Source organism: Acidianus infernus (assembly GCF_009729545.1).
Taxonomy (GTDB): Archaea; Thermoproteota; Thermoprotei_A; order Sulfolobales; family Sulfolobaceae; genus Acidianus; species Acidianus infernus.
In genome coordinates this window covers 1,995,542-2,012,041 of record NZ_WFIY01000004.1, presented here as the reverse complement: position 1 = coordinate 2,012,041, position 16,500 = coordinate 1,995,542, and the positions used below count along the sequence as shown (strand labels likewise).

The 16,500-nt window shown below is 36.5% G+C and carries 16 protein-coding genes and 1 pseudogene; 12 read left to right on the top strand and 5 right to left on the bottom strand.

Features of this window, described 5'->3' with window-relative positions; genetic code table 11:
* Positions 1–7 precede the first annotated feature (7 nt).
* Entirely contained in the window at positions 8–463 is a 456-nt protein-coding gene (locus D1867_RS11305; protein WP_155864224.1) for a peroxiredoxin, read from the top strand.
* 9 nt (positions 464–472) lie between these two features.
* Here D1867_RS11305 and D1867_RS11300 read toward each other — a convergent pair whose 3' ends face one another.
* Complete coding sequence (locus D1867_RS11300; protein WP_155864223.1) at positions 473–2,326, bottom strand: AMP-binding protein; 1,854 nt, start codon at positions 2,324–2,326, stop codon at positions 473–475.
* A 273-nt stretch (positions 2,327–2,599) separates the two neighbouring features.
* Here D1867_RS11300 and D1867_RS11295 point away from each other — a divergent pair, with 273 nt between their 5' ends.
* Positions 2,600–3,781 carry an acyl-CoA dehydrogenase family protein gene (locus D1867_RS11295; RefSeq protein ID WP_155864222.1) on the top strand — a complete coding sequence of 394 codons (1,182 nt, stop codon included), beginning with the start codon at positions 2,600–2,602 and terminating at the stop codon, positions 3,779–3,781.
* Positions 3,778–5,994, top strand: a complete 2,217-nt coding sequence (locus D1867_RS11290) for a xanthine dehydrogenase family protein molybdopterin-binding subunit (RefSeq protein WP_276608440.1) — start codon at positions 3,778–3,780, stop codon at positions 5,992–5,994. The genes D1867_RS11295 and D1867_RS11290 overlap by 4 nt, the downstream gene beginning before the upstream one ends.
* On the opposite strand, the gene D1867_RS11285 is transcribed toward D1867_RS11290, so the two are convergent.
* Positions 5,984–6,232 carry a hypothetical protein gene (locus D1867_RS11285; protein ID WP_155864221.1) on the bottom strand — a complete coding sequence of 83 codons (249 nt, stop codon included), beginning with the start codon at positions 6,230–6,232 and terminating at the stop codon, positions 5,984–5,986. The two genes, D1867_RS11290 and D1867_RS11285, sit on opposite strands and share 11 nt — an antisense overlap.
* 60 nt (positions 6,233–6,292) lie before the next feature.
* Here D1867_RS11285 and D1867_RS11280 point away from each other — a divergent pair, with 60 nt between their 5' ends.
* The 8 genes from D1867_RS11280 (at position 6,293) to D1867_RS11245 (ending at position 13,313) form a co-directional block, all read left to right on the top strand.
* Positions 6,293–7,486 carry a 4Fe-4S dicluster domain-containing protein gene (locus D1867_RS11280; protein ID WP_155864220.1) on the top strand — a complete coding sequence of 398 codons (1,194 nt, stop codon included), beginning with the start codon at positions 6,293–6,295 and terminating at the stop codon, positions 7,484–7,486.
* A 49-nt stretch (positions 7,487–7,535) separates the two neighbouring features.
* On the top strand, positions 7,536–8,093 hold the full coding sequence (locus D1867_RS11275; protein ID WP_338078133.1) for a 2-oxoacid:acceptor oxidoreductase family protein: 558 nt from the start codon (positions 7,536–7,538) through the stop codon (positions 8,091–8,093).
* Positions 8,077–8,340, top strand: a complete 264-nt coding sequence (locus tag D1867_RS11270) for a 4Fe-4S binding protein (protein WP_155864218.1) — start codon at positions 8,077–8,079, stop codon at positions 8,338–8,340. Before D1867_RS11275 ends, D1867_RS11270 begins: the two co-directional genes overlap by 17 nt.
* Complete coding sequence (locus D1867_RS11265; RefSeq protein WP_155864217.1) at positions 8,337–9,536, top strand: transketolase C-terminal domain-containing protein; 1,200 nt, start codon at positions 8,337–8,339, stop codon at positions 9,534–9,536. Before D1867_RS11270 ends, D1867_RS11265 begins: the two co-directional genes overlap by 4 nt.
* Positions 9,502–10,392 carry a pyruvate synthase subunit PorB gene (gene porB, locus D1867_RS11260; RefSeq protein WP_155864216.1) on the top strand — a complete coding sequence of 297 codons (891 nt, stop codon included), beginning with the start codon at positions 9,502–9,504 and terminating at the stop codon, positions 10,390–10,392. The genes D1867_RS11265 and porB overlap by 35 nt, the downstream gene beginning before the upstream one ends.
* A 104-nt stretch (positions 10,393–10,496) precedes the next feature.
* Positions 10,497–10,694, top strand: a complete 198-nt coding sequence (locus D1867_RS11255) for a DUF3311 domain-containing protein (protein ID WP_155864215.1) — start codon at positions 10,497–10,499, stop codon at positions 10,692–10,694.
* A gap of 1 nt (position 10,695) precedes the next feature.
* On the top strand, positions 10,696–12,249 hold the full coding sequence (locus tag D1867_RS11250; protein WP_155864214.1) for a sodium:solute symporter family protein: 1,554 nt from the start codon (positions 10,696–10,698) through the stop codon (positions 12,247–12,249).
* A gap of 62 nt (positions 12,250–12,311) precedes the next feature.
* The gene (locus tag D1867_RS11245) at positions 12,312–13,313 is read left to right on the top strand and encodes an NAD(P)/FAD-dependent oxidoreductase (protein ID WP_155864213.1); all 1,002 of its coding nucleotides are present in this window, start codon (positions 12,312–12,314) and stop codon (positions 13,311–13,313) included.
* A 35-nt stretch (positions 13,314–13,348) separates the two neighbouring features.
* On the opposite strand, the pseudogene D1867_RS12715 reads toward D1867_RS11245, so the two are convergent.
* From D1867_RS12715 to D1867_RS11235, 3 genes and pseudogenes are all read right to left on the bottom strand, one after another.
* Positions 13,349–13,641, bottom strand: a pseudogene (locus tag D1867_RS12715) (hypothetical protein); the annotation flags it as partial.
* 851 nt (positions 13,642–14,492) lie between these two features.
* Positions 14,493–15,515 carry a hypothetical protein gene (locus D1867_RS11240; RefSeq protein ID WP_155864212.1) on the bottom strand — a complete coding sequence of 341 codons (1,023 nt, stop codon included), beginning with the start codon at positions 15,513–15,515 and terminating at the stop codon, positions 14,493–14,495.
* Positions 15,516–15,719, bottom strand: a complete 204-nt coding sequence (locus D1867_RS11235) for a sulfocyanin (RefSeq protein WP_155864211.1) — start codon at positions 15,717–15,719, stop codon at positions 15,516–15,518. It lies immediately after the preceding gene.
* 114 nt (positions 15,720–15,833) lie between these two features.
* On the opposite strand from D1867_RS11235, the gene D1867_RS11230 reads away from it, so the two are divergent.
* On the top strand, positions 15,834–16,214 hold the full coding sequence (locus D1867_RS11230; protein ID WP_155864210.1) for a hypothetical protein: 381 nt from the start codon (positions 15,834–15,836) through the stop codon (positions 16,212–16,214).
* The last annotated feature ends 286 nt before the right edge of the window (positions 16,215–16,500 follow it).

The following is a 16,500-nucleotide window of genomic DNA, read 5'->3' as shown; positions in this document are numbered from 1 at the left end:
TCTATTTATGGTAAAAATAGGGGATAAGGCACCTTTATTTGAAGCTATAAACGACAACGGAGATAAGATAGCATTGTCAGATTTTATAGGAAAACATAACATAGTGCTTTATTTTTATCCCAAGGACGATACGCCGGGGTGCACTAGAGAAGCGTGCGCATTTAGAGATAACTGGGACTTGCTCAAGGATTACGACGTCGTAGTTATAGGAGTCAGTTCAGATAACGTAGAATCCCACAAAAGATTTAAGGAAAAATACAATCTTCCTTTCATTTTAATTAGCGATCCGGACGGGAAAATAAGAGAATTATATGGAGCGAAAGGTTTCATATTGCCTGGCAGAGTTACTTTTGTAATCGATAAAAATGGCATAATTATGCACGTTTACAAGTCACAATTTAATCCAGTAAATCACGTTAAGGAGGCTTTAAGAGCTTTGGAAGAGATAAAGAAAAATGAATAGTGAAGACATTTAATTCTCTTTTTGCATATCTTCTTCTTTTTTAATTACTTTCTTGATGGCTTCAAGAGATGAAGGGTTTTCTAGAGACGAAATATCTCCTAGCGGTTTATTTAGGTAGATAGCTTTTATTAATCTACGCATAATTTTAGCGTTCCTAGTTTTTGGCAATTCTTCTACAACTTTCACCTCAGATGGAGATAATGCTTTTCCTAACTTTTCCTCTGCATATCTAAGTAGTTCTTTCTCACTTACGTCTTTCTTTCTTGTAACTGCGAGGCATACGATTTTCTCCCCTTTTATTGGATCTGGAACTCCTATGCAAGCAGATTCTATTACTTCTGGGTGAGAATTTATGACGCTCTCTATTTCTGCAGGACCTATTCTCTTGCCAGAAACTTTTATTGTATCGTCACTTCTGCCTACAATATAAAAATAGCCTTCGTTGTCTTTATAAGCCAAGTCACCGTGAACCCAAACGTTCTCCCATTTTGACCAATAAGTTTCCAAATATCTTTCAGGATTTCTCCAGAAACCTCTAGTCATTCCAGGCCATACACTTAGCACGACTAGCTCTCCTTCAGTATTAGGAGGAGCTTCTTTTCCATCTTCAGTAAATACTGAAGCTTTAATCCCTGGAGCCTCACCGTTAAATGATGAAGGCTTTATTTTCTTTATTACATAATTGCCTAAGATGCCTCCAGAAATTTCCGTTCCCCCTGAATAGTTTATGACAGGCTTATTTCCGGAGTGATGAAATAGCCAATACCAACTTTCTGGGTCTATAGGTTCTCCAGTGTTTCCCGTCAATCTAACGTCTAACTTAATGTTGTCTTCTTCACTCCTTAATAGTCTGACTAAACTGGCGGAAAGCCCAAAGATATCAACTTTCATATCTTCCATAAATTTCGAAATTACCTTTCCGTCAGTATAACCTTCAATTATGCCAATTTTTCCTTTTAACAGTAAAGATCCGAAAACAGTCCACGGCCCCATCATCCATCCCATATCCGAAATCCACATAAGAGTTTCTCCTTTCTTCATATCAAATTGAAAATATATGTCCGCTGAAGCCTTTATGGGAAAACCGTCGTGTGTATGCACGCAACCTTTCGGTTTACCGGTAGTTCCAGAAGTATATATGATCATCATTGGATCCTCAGACTCTGTGTACTCCAATCCGTCACCAGCAGTCCTAATAACTTCCTCGAAATCGTAAAAATCCCCTTTAGTCCCCGATCTATTTAATACCACTTTGCTTATATTAAGCCCTTCCAAGTTGTTAATCATGTTTAATTCCTTTCCTTTTCTAATGCTTTTATCTACAGTGAATATTACCTTTGCTTCGCTATCCTCTACCCTGATCCTTATTGGCTCTGGCCCGAAGCCCGAGAATAATGGAACTATTACCATACCTGCCCTTATAACTCCTAGCATTACTGAAATTATTTCAGGGATCATAGGCATATATATTGCCACTCTATCGCCTTTCTTTAGGCCAATCTTTTTCAACCAACTAGATACAGCCTTTGCCTCATAAAGAACTTGATTGTAAGTAACTTCTCTTGAATTAAGATTCTCATCCATCCATTTTATGAATACTTCAGAACTTTCTGGTATTTGATCTCCTATGTTCAACTTCCCTCCTACAAACCATTTGGGCCATTGCTTACCATTAGAAAGGTCTAAAATCCTCTCGTGCCGTTTATAAAATCTCAGATTGATAAAATCGACAAACTCTTCCCAGAACTTTGGATTCTCATTAGTATATTTTATAAACTCTTCTAGTGTTGAAAGATTCTTTTCAGTCATGAACCTATAAACGTTGCTGTTTTCAATCAATTCCTTATCTGGTTCAAATACCATAATATACTTTTCTCGCGCATATCTAAAAACTTTAGTTAGGAAACAACTTTAAATTATACAATTTGTCTTTAAAAATTAGTAAGTTAGCTAAACATTTAAGGAAATAAATAAATATAATCTTGGAAATCAAAATTTACTAACTAAAGTTATAACCATTGATATTAAAGAAGAGGTTCAATCTGTTATTTAGTAAATATAAGGTTTATATTATAAATAACTAAAAAAGAGTAGTTATTTTAACAAACTTAAATAACCGAGTTGCAAGATTAACATATGGTGTTTCCATTTAATAGCATTGAAGAATTTAAGGTTAATATAACGCAAGACCACGAGTTGTTTAGAAAAGCGGTAAGGGAATTCTGTGAAAGGGATGTTTTACCCTTGGTTGAGAAAGGAGAAAAGGAAAAAGATATTCCGAGGGATTTAAAAGATAAGGCTAAGGAAATAGGCCTTTACGGCCTTGATGTACCGGTAGAGTATGGAGGACAAGGAGGCGATTATTTATATAATTTAATAGCCTCTGAGGAAATGAGTAGAGTCTGGCCATCGTTTGCAACGTTTTTCTTAATTAATTGGATGTTCACTCACGCTATATTAACCTTCGGAAACGAGGAACAGAAAAGGAAGTACGTAACAGAAGTAGCAAAGGGAGAAAAAATTGCTGCATTTGCGAATACGGAGCCAAACGCAGGAACTGACGTTGCCGGAATACAGACTACTGCTAAGAAGGTCAACGATCATTACGTGATTAACGGGAAGAAAATTTTCATAACTAACGGAGACATTGCAGATTATTACCTCGTTACTGCAAGGACTTATGCAGGAAATCCGAGGTGGAAAGGAATTTCAATGTTTATTGTAGATAAGGATAACGTCAAAATAGAAGGAAGAATAGAAACTACAGGATTAAAAGCCTCTCATACTGCTGAAATATCTTTTAATGAAGCTAAAGTTCCTGAAGAAAACTTATTAGGAGAAGATGGCATGGGATTCAAATACGCTGTTGCATCCTTCGATTACGCTAGGACAATAGTCTCTGCACAGGCAGTTGGAATAGCCCAAGCCGCTTTAGAAAAGATGATAGAATATTCCGTTCAAAGAACCTCCTTTGGAGAGAAGATAGCTTCATTTCAAAATGTACAACAGCACATTTCAGAATCCCTTGCAGATTTATACGCTTCAAGACTCTTAACTTATTGGGCAGGTAATTTAAAAGAAGGTAATGACTACGTTATTGTGGCGTCAATTGCGAAGTTCTTTTCCACCGAAGCTGCAGAGAGGGTAGTTTTAAGGGCTATGAGGGTTTTCGGCGGTTACGGAGTGGCTGAGGCAACTGGTTTGGAGAGAATGCTTAGAGACTTACAAATATTGAAGACCTATGAAGGCACTAACGATATTCAAAGGCTTTCTGCCGCAAAGTTCTTAATAAGGAAAAAATTAGGTGTAGAAATTTGAGGAGAGTCGAAGATCCTAGGTTTTTAACAGGCAAGGGCAGATTCGTTGACGATATTCAACTACCGGGAATGCTTTATTTAGGCGTTATTAGATCGCAGTATGCTAGGGCAAAATTTTACGTGAAAAGCTCAGACAAAGTAATAACGCAAGAAGATGTGATGGAAATAACTAATCCTTTACCTAATTTTTTCGCACCTAAAGCTCCAAAGGAATATCCATTAGCTTATAAGGAAGCTAAATATGTCGGAGAGCCGTTGGCCTTGGTTGTTGCTAAAGATAGGTATGAAATTGAAGATCTCATTGAGGAGACTTACGTTGAATACGAACCTTTATCACCTATAGTTGACCCATTAAAGGCAATGGAAGATAAGGAACTAGTACATGAGGACTTCGGGACTAATATAGCTTATGATGATACTTTTGTTTACGGAGAAGAACCTAATGATTACGAATATTTAGAAAAAACTTTTAGAATTAATAGAATTTGCCCTTCACCTATAGAGCCTAACGGAGTTATTGCAGATTATTCATATGCAGAAAATTCTTTAACAGTCTATGCAAATACTCAAGTTCCGCAAGTGTTTAGAACTGCGTTAAGTATAGTGTTCAACATACCTAGGAGCAAAATTAGAATAATAGTTCCAGACAGTGGAGGAGGTTTTGGAGGTAAAATATTTTTAAAACCCTTAGTTTTAGCTTCTCTTGCATCAATAGTTAGCAAAAGGCCCGTAAAGTACATAGAGACTAGAACTGAAAACATAATGTCTGTACAAGGTCCAGATAGAATTTACAAAGCTAGGATACTTTACAAAGGAGATAAGTTATTAGGAATGGACGTTTTTCAGATAGAGGATTTTGGGGCATATCTTCACATGTATCAACCTTTACCTATATTGAGGCAAATTTACCACTTGACTGGGGCATATGATATGAAATTCTTAAGGTTCAAAATTAAAGGTGTACTTACAAATAAACCACCAACCGGACCATATAGGGGTCTAGGAATTCCTCCGGCGGTTTTAGTCCTAGAAAATTTAGTGAGCTCAGTGGCGAGAAAATTGGGCATTGGGCAAGATGAAATTAGGTACAAAAATTTCATAAAATCAACTCCTTTCACTACAATAACTGGAGCTATTTATGATAGCGGAGATTACGTTAAGAGTTTAAGTATCCTTATGAGAGAGATTAAACGAGAAGGTAAAGGATTAGGAATAGCCTTTGCGCTAGAGCCCGGATCTTCTTTAGCTTTTCAAACGCTAGTGGGTAAAAGTAGGACTCCATATTATGAAGGAGCATATGTTAAGATGGACAGCGGTGGAGAAGTAACTGTAATAGTAAGTTCTAATTCAATGGGTACTGGTCATGAGACTTCGATAGTACAAGTAGTATCTGAAGTTCTAGGAATACCTCCAGAAAACGTAAGGGTAGTAATGGGAGATACCGACGGTCCTCCAGGCACCGGATTTTACGGTAGTAGGTTCTCTGTAGTTACAATCTCTGCGGTTTACGGAGCCTTACAGAAGTTAAAAGAAAAAATAAAGGAATTGACTGCCAAAGCGTTCAACGTAGAGAAGGATCAAGTTAGTGTAGAAAAAGGGATAGTAAAAGTTAATGGTAAACAATATAAAATAGGAGAAATTGCCAACATCATATATAATAGGGCAATTCTAGAGGGAGATATAGGACTTGATGCTTCTTTTGTCCTTAAATCTCCTAATTTAAACGTTGCCGACGAAAAAAGGAGGGTTAACTTCTCGTCAACTTATGGAATTAATGCTCATGCCGTAAGGATTAAGGTTGAGGAAACGGGTGAAGTGAAAATTTTAGATTACGTAATTTTAAGCGATTGCGGTAATATGATAAATCCAATGATCGTCGACGGTCAAATAATGGGGGGAACTGTAATGGGCTTTGGAGCATCGTTAATGGAAGTAGTAAAATACGATGAGAATGGAAATCCTCTACAAATTAACTTTTCAGATTATTTAATACCATCAACGTTGGAGGTTCCAAAGCTAAAAATTATTCATACTATTACTCCTTCACCTTTAACTCCTCTAGGGACAAAAGGAGTTGCAGAAGGAGGAGCTACTGTTCCGATGGCTGCAATAGTTAATGCAATAGAGGATTATTTTAACATCAACTTGGATTATATAGAAATACCTATAACCCCAGAATTTATCCAAGGAGTTATGGAAAAGATTAACCATTAAATGAATTGCATTCGTCTAGTATAGCGTTAATTATTTCCTCCTTCCGATCTATCTTGCCTATAATAAATTCTACTTCCTCTAAATACTTTGTTAACTCTTCCCTTGATAAACCGCATATTCTTTCCATATTTTTATCTACGGATAATTGAACTTTAACTTGTGCCTTTACATCATCAGAAAGTGCTACTATTGATAAAAAATTTCTAATCAATGCTTGTCTATAAAAATTCGTTTCCATATCATTCTATTATTTCTTTATATAATAAAGTTTAATATCTATCATTACTAATTTTACCTTATGGAGAGACAGTTGGGTTTCATTTTTGACCATAACAAGTGTATTATATGTAATGCTTGCGTTAACGCTTGTACTCAAGCTTACGGTTATCATTGGAGAAAATTACCGATATTTCAAATAGACGGTTATAAGACAGCATTGTCTATTGCTTGTAATCACTGCAGGGATCCTAAATGCATGAAAGTATGCCCTACTCAAGCAATAAGAAAGGAGGATAACGGAATAGTTCATATAATTAAAGAAAGGTGCATAGGGTGTAACTATTGTACTTGGGCTTGCCCTTATGAGGCGTTAGAAATGGGTAACGATTCCATGACTAAATGCGACCTATGCATGAATAGATTAGGTAAAGGATTGCCTTATTGTGTTGAAGTTTGTCCGACTGGGGCCTTAGCTTTTGGTTGGATCGAGGGAGGAAACGAAGTTAATTACTTACCTCCATTTGAAATAACGAAACCAAATTTTAAGGTTATACCCCCTAAAGAAGGCAAGATAAAAGGAGAATATACTAAAGAAAAGGGGGAGAAGAATTACTTAGGTTTACTATCCTTCACGATAGGTAGTCAAGTTTCTCTCTTCTATTCATTACTAAAGTTGCCTTTCTACTTACCCATATCAATAGCCATCCTTCTCGTAACTTTATTATTATCAATTAATCATTCCAAGTTCTTCTCAAGGTCAATAAACATGATTTACGGCTTGAAGAATTCTTGGCTAAGCAGGGAGGTAATATTTTCTCTTCTTTCAGTACTTTTCTTCACACTTACTTTGATTTACTCTCCAATGTATTACCTTGCAGAAGTTTCCTTAACAATTGGCGTCGCGTCCTCAATACTTATTTACATGCTAAAAAGTAGACCTTCTTGGTATAACGTCGATACGCCAGTTTCTTTTATAGGCTCTGGATTAACTATAGTACTTCCTCTAGCTTACTTCTTTACTCATTACATAGTTTTTATCATAATAGGAGCGTTTGTTGGCGTTTTAGAGATCATTACTGCACATGAAAAGTCAAAGAAATTTAACACACATGAAAGGATAGCATACAATGTACCCTATGTTGCTATCTTTACGGCATCTTTATTATTTTCTCCTTTATCTATAGTAGCCAGTGCTATAGCAGTTTATTCAGAAGTTAATTATAGGCGTGAGTTCTTCAAAAAGGTTATATATTATGGAATTCCTAATTATTGAAGTTTTTATTATAAACGTTTATTAAGTTAAATAACAAACATTAAAATTGGTGAGAGTATCGCTTGAGATACGTTTTCACGGAAGAGGGGGACAAGGAGTTGTTACTTCAGCTGAGCTTTTGGCAGTTGCTGCAGGAAAGCAAGGATTATGGTCTTCGGCGTTCCCAATCTACGGAGCTGAGAGAAGGGGTGCAGAAATAGAGGCATATTGTAGGATTTCTAATCAGCCAATTAGGCTTACTTCTCCAATCGAAAACCCAGACATTGTGGTTATCATAGATCCTACATTACTTAACATATCTAATCCGTTAAGGGGGCTTAAAAAGGACGGAAAAGTGTTGATAAACGCAAAGAGTGTAAACATTCCGTTTACTACATACGTTATTGACGCCTATAAAATAGCTAGAGAAATAGGATTAATAAAGTCCGGTTGGCCAATGGTTAACGTAATCATACTTGGGGCGTTAGTTAGAATAATCAATTTGTCTTTAGATTCTCTAAACAAGGCAATAGATGAAGAATTTGAAGGGAAAGTGGCAGACCTAAATAAAAGAGGGGCTGAAATTGCTTATAAGATAATCTCGGAGGCGTATGAAATTGCAGTATGACTACCAATATTTCCCGATATCGATTCCAGACAAGGGAGCAGGAGGGAAGACTGGGAATTGGAGAGTAGTAAAGCCTGTAATCTCAAAGGAAAAGTGCATCCAATGCAAAGCTTGTTATCTGTGGTGTCCAGAGTCCACAATCCACATCGATAACGAAGTTTATATTGATTACGAATACTGCAAAGGATGTGGAGTTTGTGCTTCAGTTTGTCCAGTAAAAGCAATAAGCATGGTGATGGAACAATGAAGATTATTTCTGGAAACGAAGCTGTAGCGTTGGCAGTTAAATTAGCTAGAGTTGGAGTAGTTGGAATTTATCCTATAACTCCTCAGACTTCAATCATAGAGAAATTAGCAGAAATGAAGGCTAATGGAGAATTAGATGCGGAAATCATAAGAGTTGAGAGCGAACATGCTGCAATGGCTTCAACTTTTGGAGCTGCAATTGCGGGAGTTAGGGCTTTTACAGCAACGTCTTCACAAGGATTGCTTTACATGCACGAAATGACGTGGTGGGTTGCAGGAAGTAGGGTTCCGGTAGTGATGGTAGTAGCTACCAGGGCAGTTGGAGCACCGTGGAATATATGGGACGAGAACACTGACTTTATGAGTGAAAGGGACAGCGGATGGCTAATGGCCTTTGCTAGCAATCCTCAGGAAGCCCTGGATTTAACCTTACAAGCTTTTAGAATTTCGGAAGATGAGAGAGTTTATTTACCAATGATGGTTGGAATGGATGGATTTATATTATCTCACATGAAAACTAACGTTAACATTCCTTCGCAGGATGATGTAGATTTATTCTTACCTTCTAGGAAACAGCCATTTGTCTTAGATTCAGAAAGTCCAGTAGGAATGGGTAACATTTTTCCACCAATAGAGTACATGAAACTTAGGCACTCAATTCACGAAGCAATACTTCACTCAGAAGAAGTTATTAGAAAAGTTGGGATAGAATATCAGAAGATTACTGGAATAAACAATTATTCGACGCTTAATGTTAAGTACAAGTTGGACGATGCAGATTATGCTGTAGTATTAATGGGTGCGTGGGCAGGAGACGCAATGGAGGCGATAGACGAGTTAAGAAAGCAAGGCTTAAGTGTCGGATTATATAGGATAAGGTATATAAGACCTTGGAGTGAGGAAGAAATTACTTTAGCATTAAAGGATAAGAAGGCGATACTAGTAATTGATAGGGCAACTTCCATGGGCAGAGGAGGCCCATTATATTTAGAATTGAAATCAACGTTACATCACGAGCAAATGTGCGGTGTAATTTCAGGCTTAGGCGGAGTTTTACTGAATAAAGGTGATTTTAAGGAGATAATTTCAAGATTTGTGGAAAGGGCAAAGCAAGGTAATGCTAAAGGTATAACTTGGTATTATCCTAAAGGAGGTGAGAAAATTGAGCTTAAGTCTCCGAGATATGTTGAAGAGTAACTCACTATTATCAGGAACTTCCGCATGTCCAGGATGCCCAGAAAATATGGCAATGAGAATGGTGGGAATGGCTTTAGGTAATGACGTTGCTTTAATAGTAATAGCCGGCTGTTCATCAGTAATTCAAGGTTTAGCTCCGAAGAATTCCTACAACTTTCCGGTACTTAACATAGCGTTTGCAGCAGGGCCGCCAGCCGCCTCTGGAATGTGGAGGGCTTATAGACAAAGGAATAAAAACACTACCGTAGTAGTTTGGGCTGGAGATGGAGGAACAGCTGATATAGGCTTTGCTTCTCTAAGCGGTGCTGCAGAGAGAAACGAGAACTTTATTTATATTTGCGTTGATAATGAGGCATACATGAATTCTGGAGGTCAGAGAAGTGGTTCAACTCCTTTTGGCGCATACACTTCAACTACGCCAGAAGGAAAGAAGGAGAACAAAAAGGAGATTATGTTCATAATGATGGATCATAATATACCTTACTTAGCTACAGCCTCAGTAGGTTATCCTCACGATTTTGTAAACAAGTTAAGAAAGGCTAAGCAGATCTTCGGCTTTAAATACGTTCAAGTTTTAACTCCTGATCCTTACGGTTGGATGTTCGATCCTTCAAAGACCGTAGAAGTAGGAAAATTAGCAGTTCAAACTTGTTACTGGCCTTTAATAGAATACGATAATGGCAAGTTAACTGTTAGCCCAGAGTCTCTTCATTGCCTGGATAGATCCACAAGAAGACCGTTGAAAGATTTCCTTCAAATTCAAGGTAGGTTTAAACGCATTACGGAAGAGGAGTATAAAGCATTGGAAAACTATGTTGATTCCATGTGGGAGAAGATAAAGAAATTGATGAAATAGTTCATACTTTACAAAGGTTTTTTAAATTTCATTTATTTCATTTAAATCTATAACAGTGAAAATTATAAACTAAACTTAATTAAACGTAATCCAATAGTTTCCCTATGACATCTAAATTTTATGTTGCAATTTTCATAGCTCTAATAGTTGACGTAATTTTATATTCAATATTTCCTGTCTTTAATAGAGTTAGTCCTTGTTTATTTGGAGTACCGTTCTTTTACTGGTATCAAACTATAATGCTCGCAGTTAGTAGTTTAATGTTTTTTATTGTAGCATACGTTTTCAAGGAGGAGGAGTAGAATGATTATCCCTCAAACTAACGTTGATATCATTACTTTAGCAGTGTTTTTAATATTATTTGCATTTTTCGTGTTTCTAGGCTTTTACGGTGCTAGTTGGAGGAAAGGAGATTTATCTAAGCTTTACGAATGGGGATTAGCGGGAAGAAGGTTAGGAGTTTTCCTAGTTTGGTTCCTCATGGGGGCTGATTTATACACAGCATATACTTTCATAGCAGTACCCGCTGCGTTATTCGGAGTAGGTTCACTGTACTTTTTCGCTGTACCTTACGTAGCCTGGACTTTCGCTATAGCCATGCTTACAATGCCAAGACTTTGGACAGTTTCAAGGAATAAAGGTTACATAACTGCTGCAGATTTCGTAAAGGATAGGTTTAATAGCAGATATTTAGCTTTGGCAGTGGCTTTGATAGGAATAGTTGCAGAATTGCCTTACATAGCATTACAAATAGTAGGTATGAAAGCAGTCTTAACCATGCTTATTGTAGGTCTTGGAATTAATGGATCAATAACTTTAATTAATGAGATATCGCTTATAATAGCTTTCGTAATACTGGCAGCTTTCACTTATACCAGTGGACTTAGAGGGGCCACACTTACAGGAGTCTTTAAGGACGCTTTAATATGGTTTACAGTCATTGTATCTATAATAGCAATACCTATTGCAATTGGCGGATTCCACGTAGCGTTCTCTTCAATACCTTCCACCAAAGCTGCAATATACGAAACCTTACCTCCTAAATTAATAATGGGTTACTTCTCCCTAGCGTTAGGTAGTGCTATAGCGTTATATTTATATCCTCACGCAATAAACGGATCTTTAAGTTCAGTAAGTAAAAAGCAACTAAAGTTAAGTACTTCACTCTTACCAATTTACGGCATAGGGTTAGTATTTTTAGCTTTATTTGGGATCTTAATTTACGGAATACCTAGTGCTTTATCTGCAATAAAAGACTTAAGTCCTATTATAGGCAAATCTGCAGCTGCAGACTTAGTAGTTCCTGCAGTGATAGCCTATACTATGCCCAACTGGTTTATAGGCATTGCTTTAGTAGGGGTATTTATCGGAGGCTTAGTCCCAGCAGCAATAATGGCTATTGCTATATCAAATCTGTTCGTAAGGAATATAATAGGAGAATTTAAACCATTGTCAATGAAGGGAGAATCTACTTTAGCAAAATGGATGTCAGCGGTGTTTAAATTTGCAGCCTTAGGTTTTGTTTTCGCGGTTCCAGGTTATGCAATAACATTACAGCTTTTAGGAGGAATAATAGTTACACAAGCTATGCCACCTATTTTCTTAGGTCTTTACACTCATAAACTGGAGAAATGGTCATTGTTAGCAGGTATGATAGTTGGAGTTTCCTCTGGAGTCGGATTATATTATCATTACGGTAGCGTTTTCATGCCAACTCCAATAGGCTCAATTTACATTGCGTTAGTTGCTTTAGCCTTAAATTTAATAATTACTGGCTTAGGGACAGCAATAGCTTACGTAAGCGGTTGGAAGCCTACATCTAGAGTTAAGGATGAGGAAATATTAAAGTCAATGTAAATTCATATTTTTTAAGGATTTTTATAATTCACGAATATAAAGAAGTTTACAGAAAATAGTGTATGACAATAGTAATTATAGGCGGAGGATTTGCAGGGCTTTCGGCTTATAAGGAAAAGGGAGAAGAAAGGGCAGTGTTAATAGATAAGAAAGATTATTTTCTTTTAACTCCTTGGCTTATAGATTTTATTTGTGGATTAAATAATAACATTACTGTAAAATATAATCATGTAATAGTTGGAGAGCTAAATAAAATAGATTTCAAAGAAAAGAAAGTATTTCTTGGCAATCACACCATAGCTTACGACAAACTAATTTTAGCACTAGGTCATCACCAAAATTTACCAAGGTTAAAAGGTGCAAAGGAGTTTGCTCACAAATTAGAAACTCTAGATGATGCCTTATTATTGAAAAAGAGGTTATCAGAAGTTAAAGACGTAGTAATTATAGGCGGAGGCGCTACCGGCGTAGAGCTGGCTGGAAACATAATTGGAAAGAATATAACGCTAATTCAGAGAAGGAATAGGCTACTTCCCACAATGACTACTGCCTCAGCAAAAAAAGCTGAGAAACTACTTACTGAACTGGGAGTAAACCTCCTTCTAGGAGTTGAGGCGTTGGAAGTTCAGAAGGATAAAGTGATAACAACTCACGGTGAAGTAAAGTCTGAATTAACAATATTTGCAGGTGGTCTTAAAGGTCCTGATATAATAAATTCTATTCATAAAAATAGGAACCACAGGATGTTGGTTGACAAATTCTTAAGGTCAGTGGATTATAAAGACGTATACGGCGCAGGGGATTGTGCGACTTTTGCTGATTCAGAAATACCCATGTCTGCTGATGTAGCAGTGAGCGCTGGGAGGATTGCTATGAGAAATGCTTTAGGAGAGGAAGAGGAATTTAAACCACAAAGGTACGCGACAATACTGAGGATAAGGGACGAGTACTTTGGAGACTTTGGAGAAAACTATGTAGAGGGAAACTTCGCTAAACTATTAAAGAAGATAGCTTACGTCGAAAGCAGGATGTTAGTGATAGGCAAAAATTTAACGAAATCATAAGTACAGAGTACATAGCATAAGAAATTTCTTGTTCATTATGAGAAAATTTCTGCCTCTTCCAACATCTTCTTTACCTTTTCGTTCACAAAGTTAGCTACGAGGAATACCTTCTTGTACTTGGCTGAGAACAACTATTATTTGATCATAAGCGCTCTCGTCTGCAAAGTCCTCTATCTCGAACACGTAGTCGTCTGTCTTCGTAAATTCAAACTCCCTACCTTTATCCCCTCCTCGTCCTTTATTACGCAGTGCGTCACCTTCTTAGGGTCTACCCCTGCAGTTCCAAGTCGTCCTTGTAGAGCTTTTATAAGGTTTTCTCAATCCCCTTCGGATTGTATTCGCCCAGTTCTTCCAGGTTAATTTTCTAGGATAATCATAGAGATGGGGGTTAAGGGAGCGGGAAGTGGATAGATAGCCCCCTTATAGATTTATTCGTTTATCTATTAGTGACGTTAATGACGCTCCTCCCCAGCTCAAGTATGAGCAACCAGCAATAAGGGACTAGGTGAATGAAAGTCCCTCACTCTTCTAATGCTCTGAGCCACCCGACTGCCCACCAAATGTAATCGCGAATCGATGGTGGGAACGATGAACCGCTTTGGGAGGGAACCCTTCAGGAGGAAGTCAGTTATAGCCTCAATAATAGTCCTTCTTTCCTGTTTAGACAAGTCCATAACAGTTAGTATACAACTATCACATCAGACTCGTAAAAACGTTTAATACTACCCAAGCCTTCCAATTCTCTCCTGAGATCGTTAACTTCATCTTTTGGCAGAATTACTAGGACTTTCCATTCCTTATTAGATCCCTAAGATGAATGACATTATAATTGTTCAAATTTCCCATAATCTTATTATTAAACGTTTCTTTAAATATTATTCTAAAATTTCTTCTCCTTCTATCAACCTCCCTAATATCTACAATTTCAATTATATTCTCATCATTCCTAAATGATCTTAAGAATTCCTTAATAGTGCTTGCCCTGATCTCGTCTATTTAGTCTCCATTTGGTTTAGCGTAAAGAGCCCTTGTAATAACACCGTAGTCCGAAGTTAAATTAGATCAGCATTTTTAATCAAAAGCGAAAGAGTGAAATTATTCCTAGATATATGATTAGGTATTCTCGAAGCAATATAAAGTTTATCTAACTATATAAACATGAACTTATCTATAATTACTTTATGAAGACTTTCTTCCATTTTTATATAAGACTAATCCGAAAATTGAAAGCAGGCTAATAATCTCTATCATGAGAACGCTTAAAGACTCGAAATCCAGAGAAGTATAAAAACCGTAAGCTACAATTACAAGGCTAACAATTGAAGAAGCTCTCAGAAATACGTTTCCACCCTTTGAGAAAGCAATTGATGAAAAGAATATCCCTAAAGATACATATAGAGCGGATAAAGACGGTACTATTGTGTATAAATAGTACTGATAAGGATTTATTAAACTTACAAGGGTCATTGCCGAAAAAAGCAATACTATTATTAGAAGTTTTCTAGGTAAAATCTTCTTTATTGCATAAAATTCCACTATAATTAGGGAGAACGCACTAATAGATGAAGCGTAATAAATAAACTTGGGGATTGCAAAAAGCGTGGAAATTGCCATTAAGCTTACAGCAATTACGTATGCGTAAAAAATAACCTTAGCATTACTATTTTCAGTTTTGGCGAAAGGAGTTAAAGTTATGCAAACAAAAGCCTCCGAAGTTGGTAGAATTTGCGAAAGATTAACGCTATCAGTTAAACTGACCTGCCGGCCTATAGGAATTGAAAGGAACAGTTGAATAAATGAGGAGAAAACGAGAAACCACAATTCCGATCCGGTTAGCGTTAATAAGTCTATGCCAAGCGTAAGTAAGACAAGAGTAACTGTAGCCAGAAAGCCGTCAAGTTGTAGAATATAATAAACTACGTAATCCACTGTGTAACTTAAATAAAGGAAATATGAAAAGAACCAGAAATAGAGGAAAGCTGTAGAGACTTTACGACTATTTAATAAGTATTCATAAAGGCCTTTCTCTCCTTTTACTTCCTTAGTAACGTGGTAAATAACGTAGACCGTAGGGAAAAAGAGAATAGAAGATAGTATAACGCCTAGAGGAGAAAGCCCTCTAGAAAACTGAGCAATTAAGGCTAAAGGACCACCTATAGATGAAAAAGAATAAGAAAAGAGAAAAAGATCTGACTTTTTCATTTAACCCCACGTATAGCCAGAAGATGAAGAAGAGCTTGTAGAGGTCGAACTATTAGTTGTAGATGAGCTCATGGTAGATGCACTGCTCATTGATGAATGACTTGTTGTACTGGCTACGTGGCTTATTGCCATACTGAAGAAAACTCCTCCTATTATTAGGATTATTACTGAAAGGCCCAAGAGGACTATTTTTTTCTTATCCATTTCTATCGAGATAGTCTTCTCATCAATTAATATAAATCTTTTCCCAATTTATGTAATTTAATTTAACTTTGGATTTGGGAAAAGATTTTTAAAATAGAATAAGAAGAGTAGCTTATGCTAAAACAAAATTCAATTATATTGGGAGTCGTAGGAGGTATATTATCTTTTATCTGGGCTTACGATCATTTTCCCTTATATAACATTAGTTTATTACCTTACGGAATAAGATTATTCTTTGTAATAGATTCAGTAATAGCAATAGTTGCAGGGATAATTATGATCATGATTTTCAAGCTCGCTTACCTTAAGTTCCTTTACGTGCTTAACCTAGTATTTTGGTGGATAAATTACCTACTCTTAACTCTTACTAGAGTATTACCAGCGCCGTTAATAGGAAAACCATTACCTTATACTGGAGGACCTGCTTTAATAGCCTTTATTCTTGACGTGCTACTTATAATAGTTTCAACGGTCATTGTATACATGAACAGTTAATAGATTAATTTGGATATAAATTGTGCATGTAACATGAGTGTAAAATCTACATGTAAACTTTTATTAACGTTTTATTCATGTATCGCTTAGCGTTATTTTCCACATCAGACAATGTGTTACTTTGGTAAATTAAGAAGGACTAAGAGTAGCACATTTAAATAGAGAATTCAATAATACATAGGCATTAGTATTATCTTTATTGAAAACTTTTTGAGGCTTCTACTTTTAATATTTAAACTTTTAATTAGGCTCTTAATTTCCGCACTATTACGCAGATTCTTAATTA

Bases quoted from the DNA above. Each gene is read 5' to 3' on its own strand.
- D1867_RS11305 (WP_155864224.1), top strand. From the start codon at position 8: ATGGTAAAAATAGGGGATAAGGCACCTTTATTTGAAGCTATAAACGAC.
- D1867_RS11240 (WP_155864212.1), bottom strand. From the start codon at position 15,515: ATGAAAAAGTCAGATCTTTTTCTCTTTTCTTATTCTTTTTCATCTATA.
- D1867_RS11230 (WP_155864210.1), top strand. From the start codon at position 15,834: ATGCTAAAACAAAATTCAATTATATTGGGAGTCGTAGGAGGTATATTA.
- D1867_RS11270 (WP_155864218.1), top strand. From the start codon at position 8,077: ATGAAATTGCAGTATGACTACCAATATTTCCCGATATCGATTCCAGAC.
- D1867_RS11300 (WP_155864223.1), bottom strand. From the start codon at position 2,326: ATGGTATTTGAACCAGATAAGGAATTGATTGAAAACAGCAACGTTTAT.
- D1867_RS11235 (WP_155864211.1), bottom strand. From the start codon at position 15,719: ATGGATAAGAAAAAAATAGTCCTCTTGGGCCTTTCAGTAATAATCCTA.
- D1867_RS11280 (WP_155864220.1), top strand. From the start codon at position 6,293: ATGGAGAGACAGTTGGGTTTCATTTTTGACCATAACAAGTGTATTATA.
- D1867_RS11255 (WP_155864215.1), top strand. From the start codon at position 10,497: ATGACATCTAAATTTTATGTTGCAATTTTCATAGCTCTAATAGTTGAC.
- D1867_RS11285 (WP_155864221.1), bottom strand. From the start codon at position 6,232: ATGGAAACGAATTTTTATAGACAAGCATTGATTAGAAATTTTTTATCA.
- D1867_RS11250 (WP_155864214.1), top strand. From the start codon at position 10,696: ATGATTATCCCTCAAACTAACGTTGATATCATTACTTTAGCAGTGTTT.
- D1867_RS11265 (WP_155864217.1), top strand. From the start codon at position 8,337: ATGAAGATTATTTCTGGAAACGAAGCTGTAGCGTTGGCAGTTAAATTA.
- D1867_RS11295 (WP_155864222.1), top strand. From the start codon at position 2,600: ATGGTGTTTCCATTTAATAGCATTGAAGAATTTAAGGTTAATATAACG.
- D1867_RS11245 (WP_155864213.1), top strand. From the start codon at position 12,312: ATGACAATAGTAATTATAGGCGGAGGATTTGCAGGGCTTTCGGCTTAT.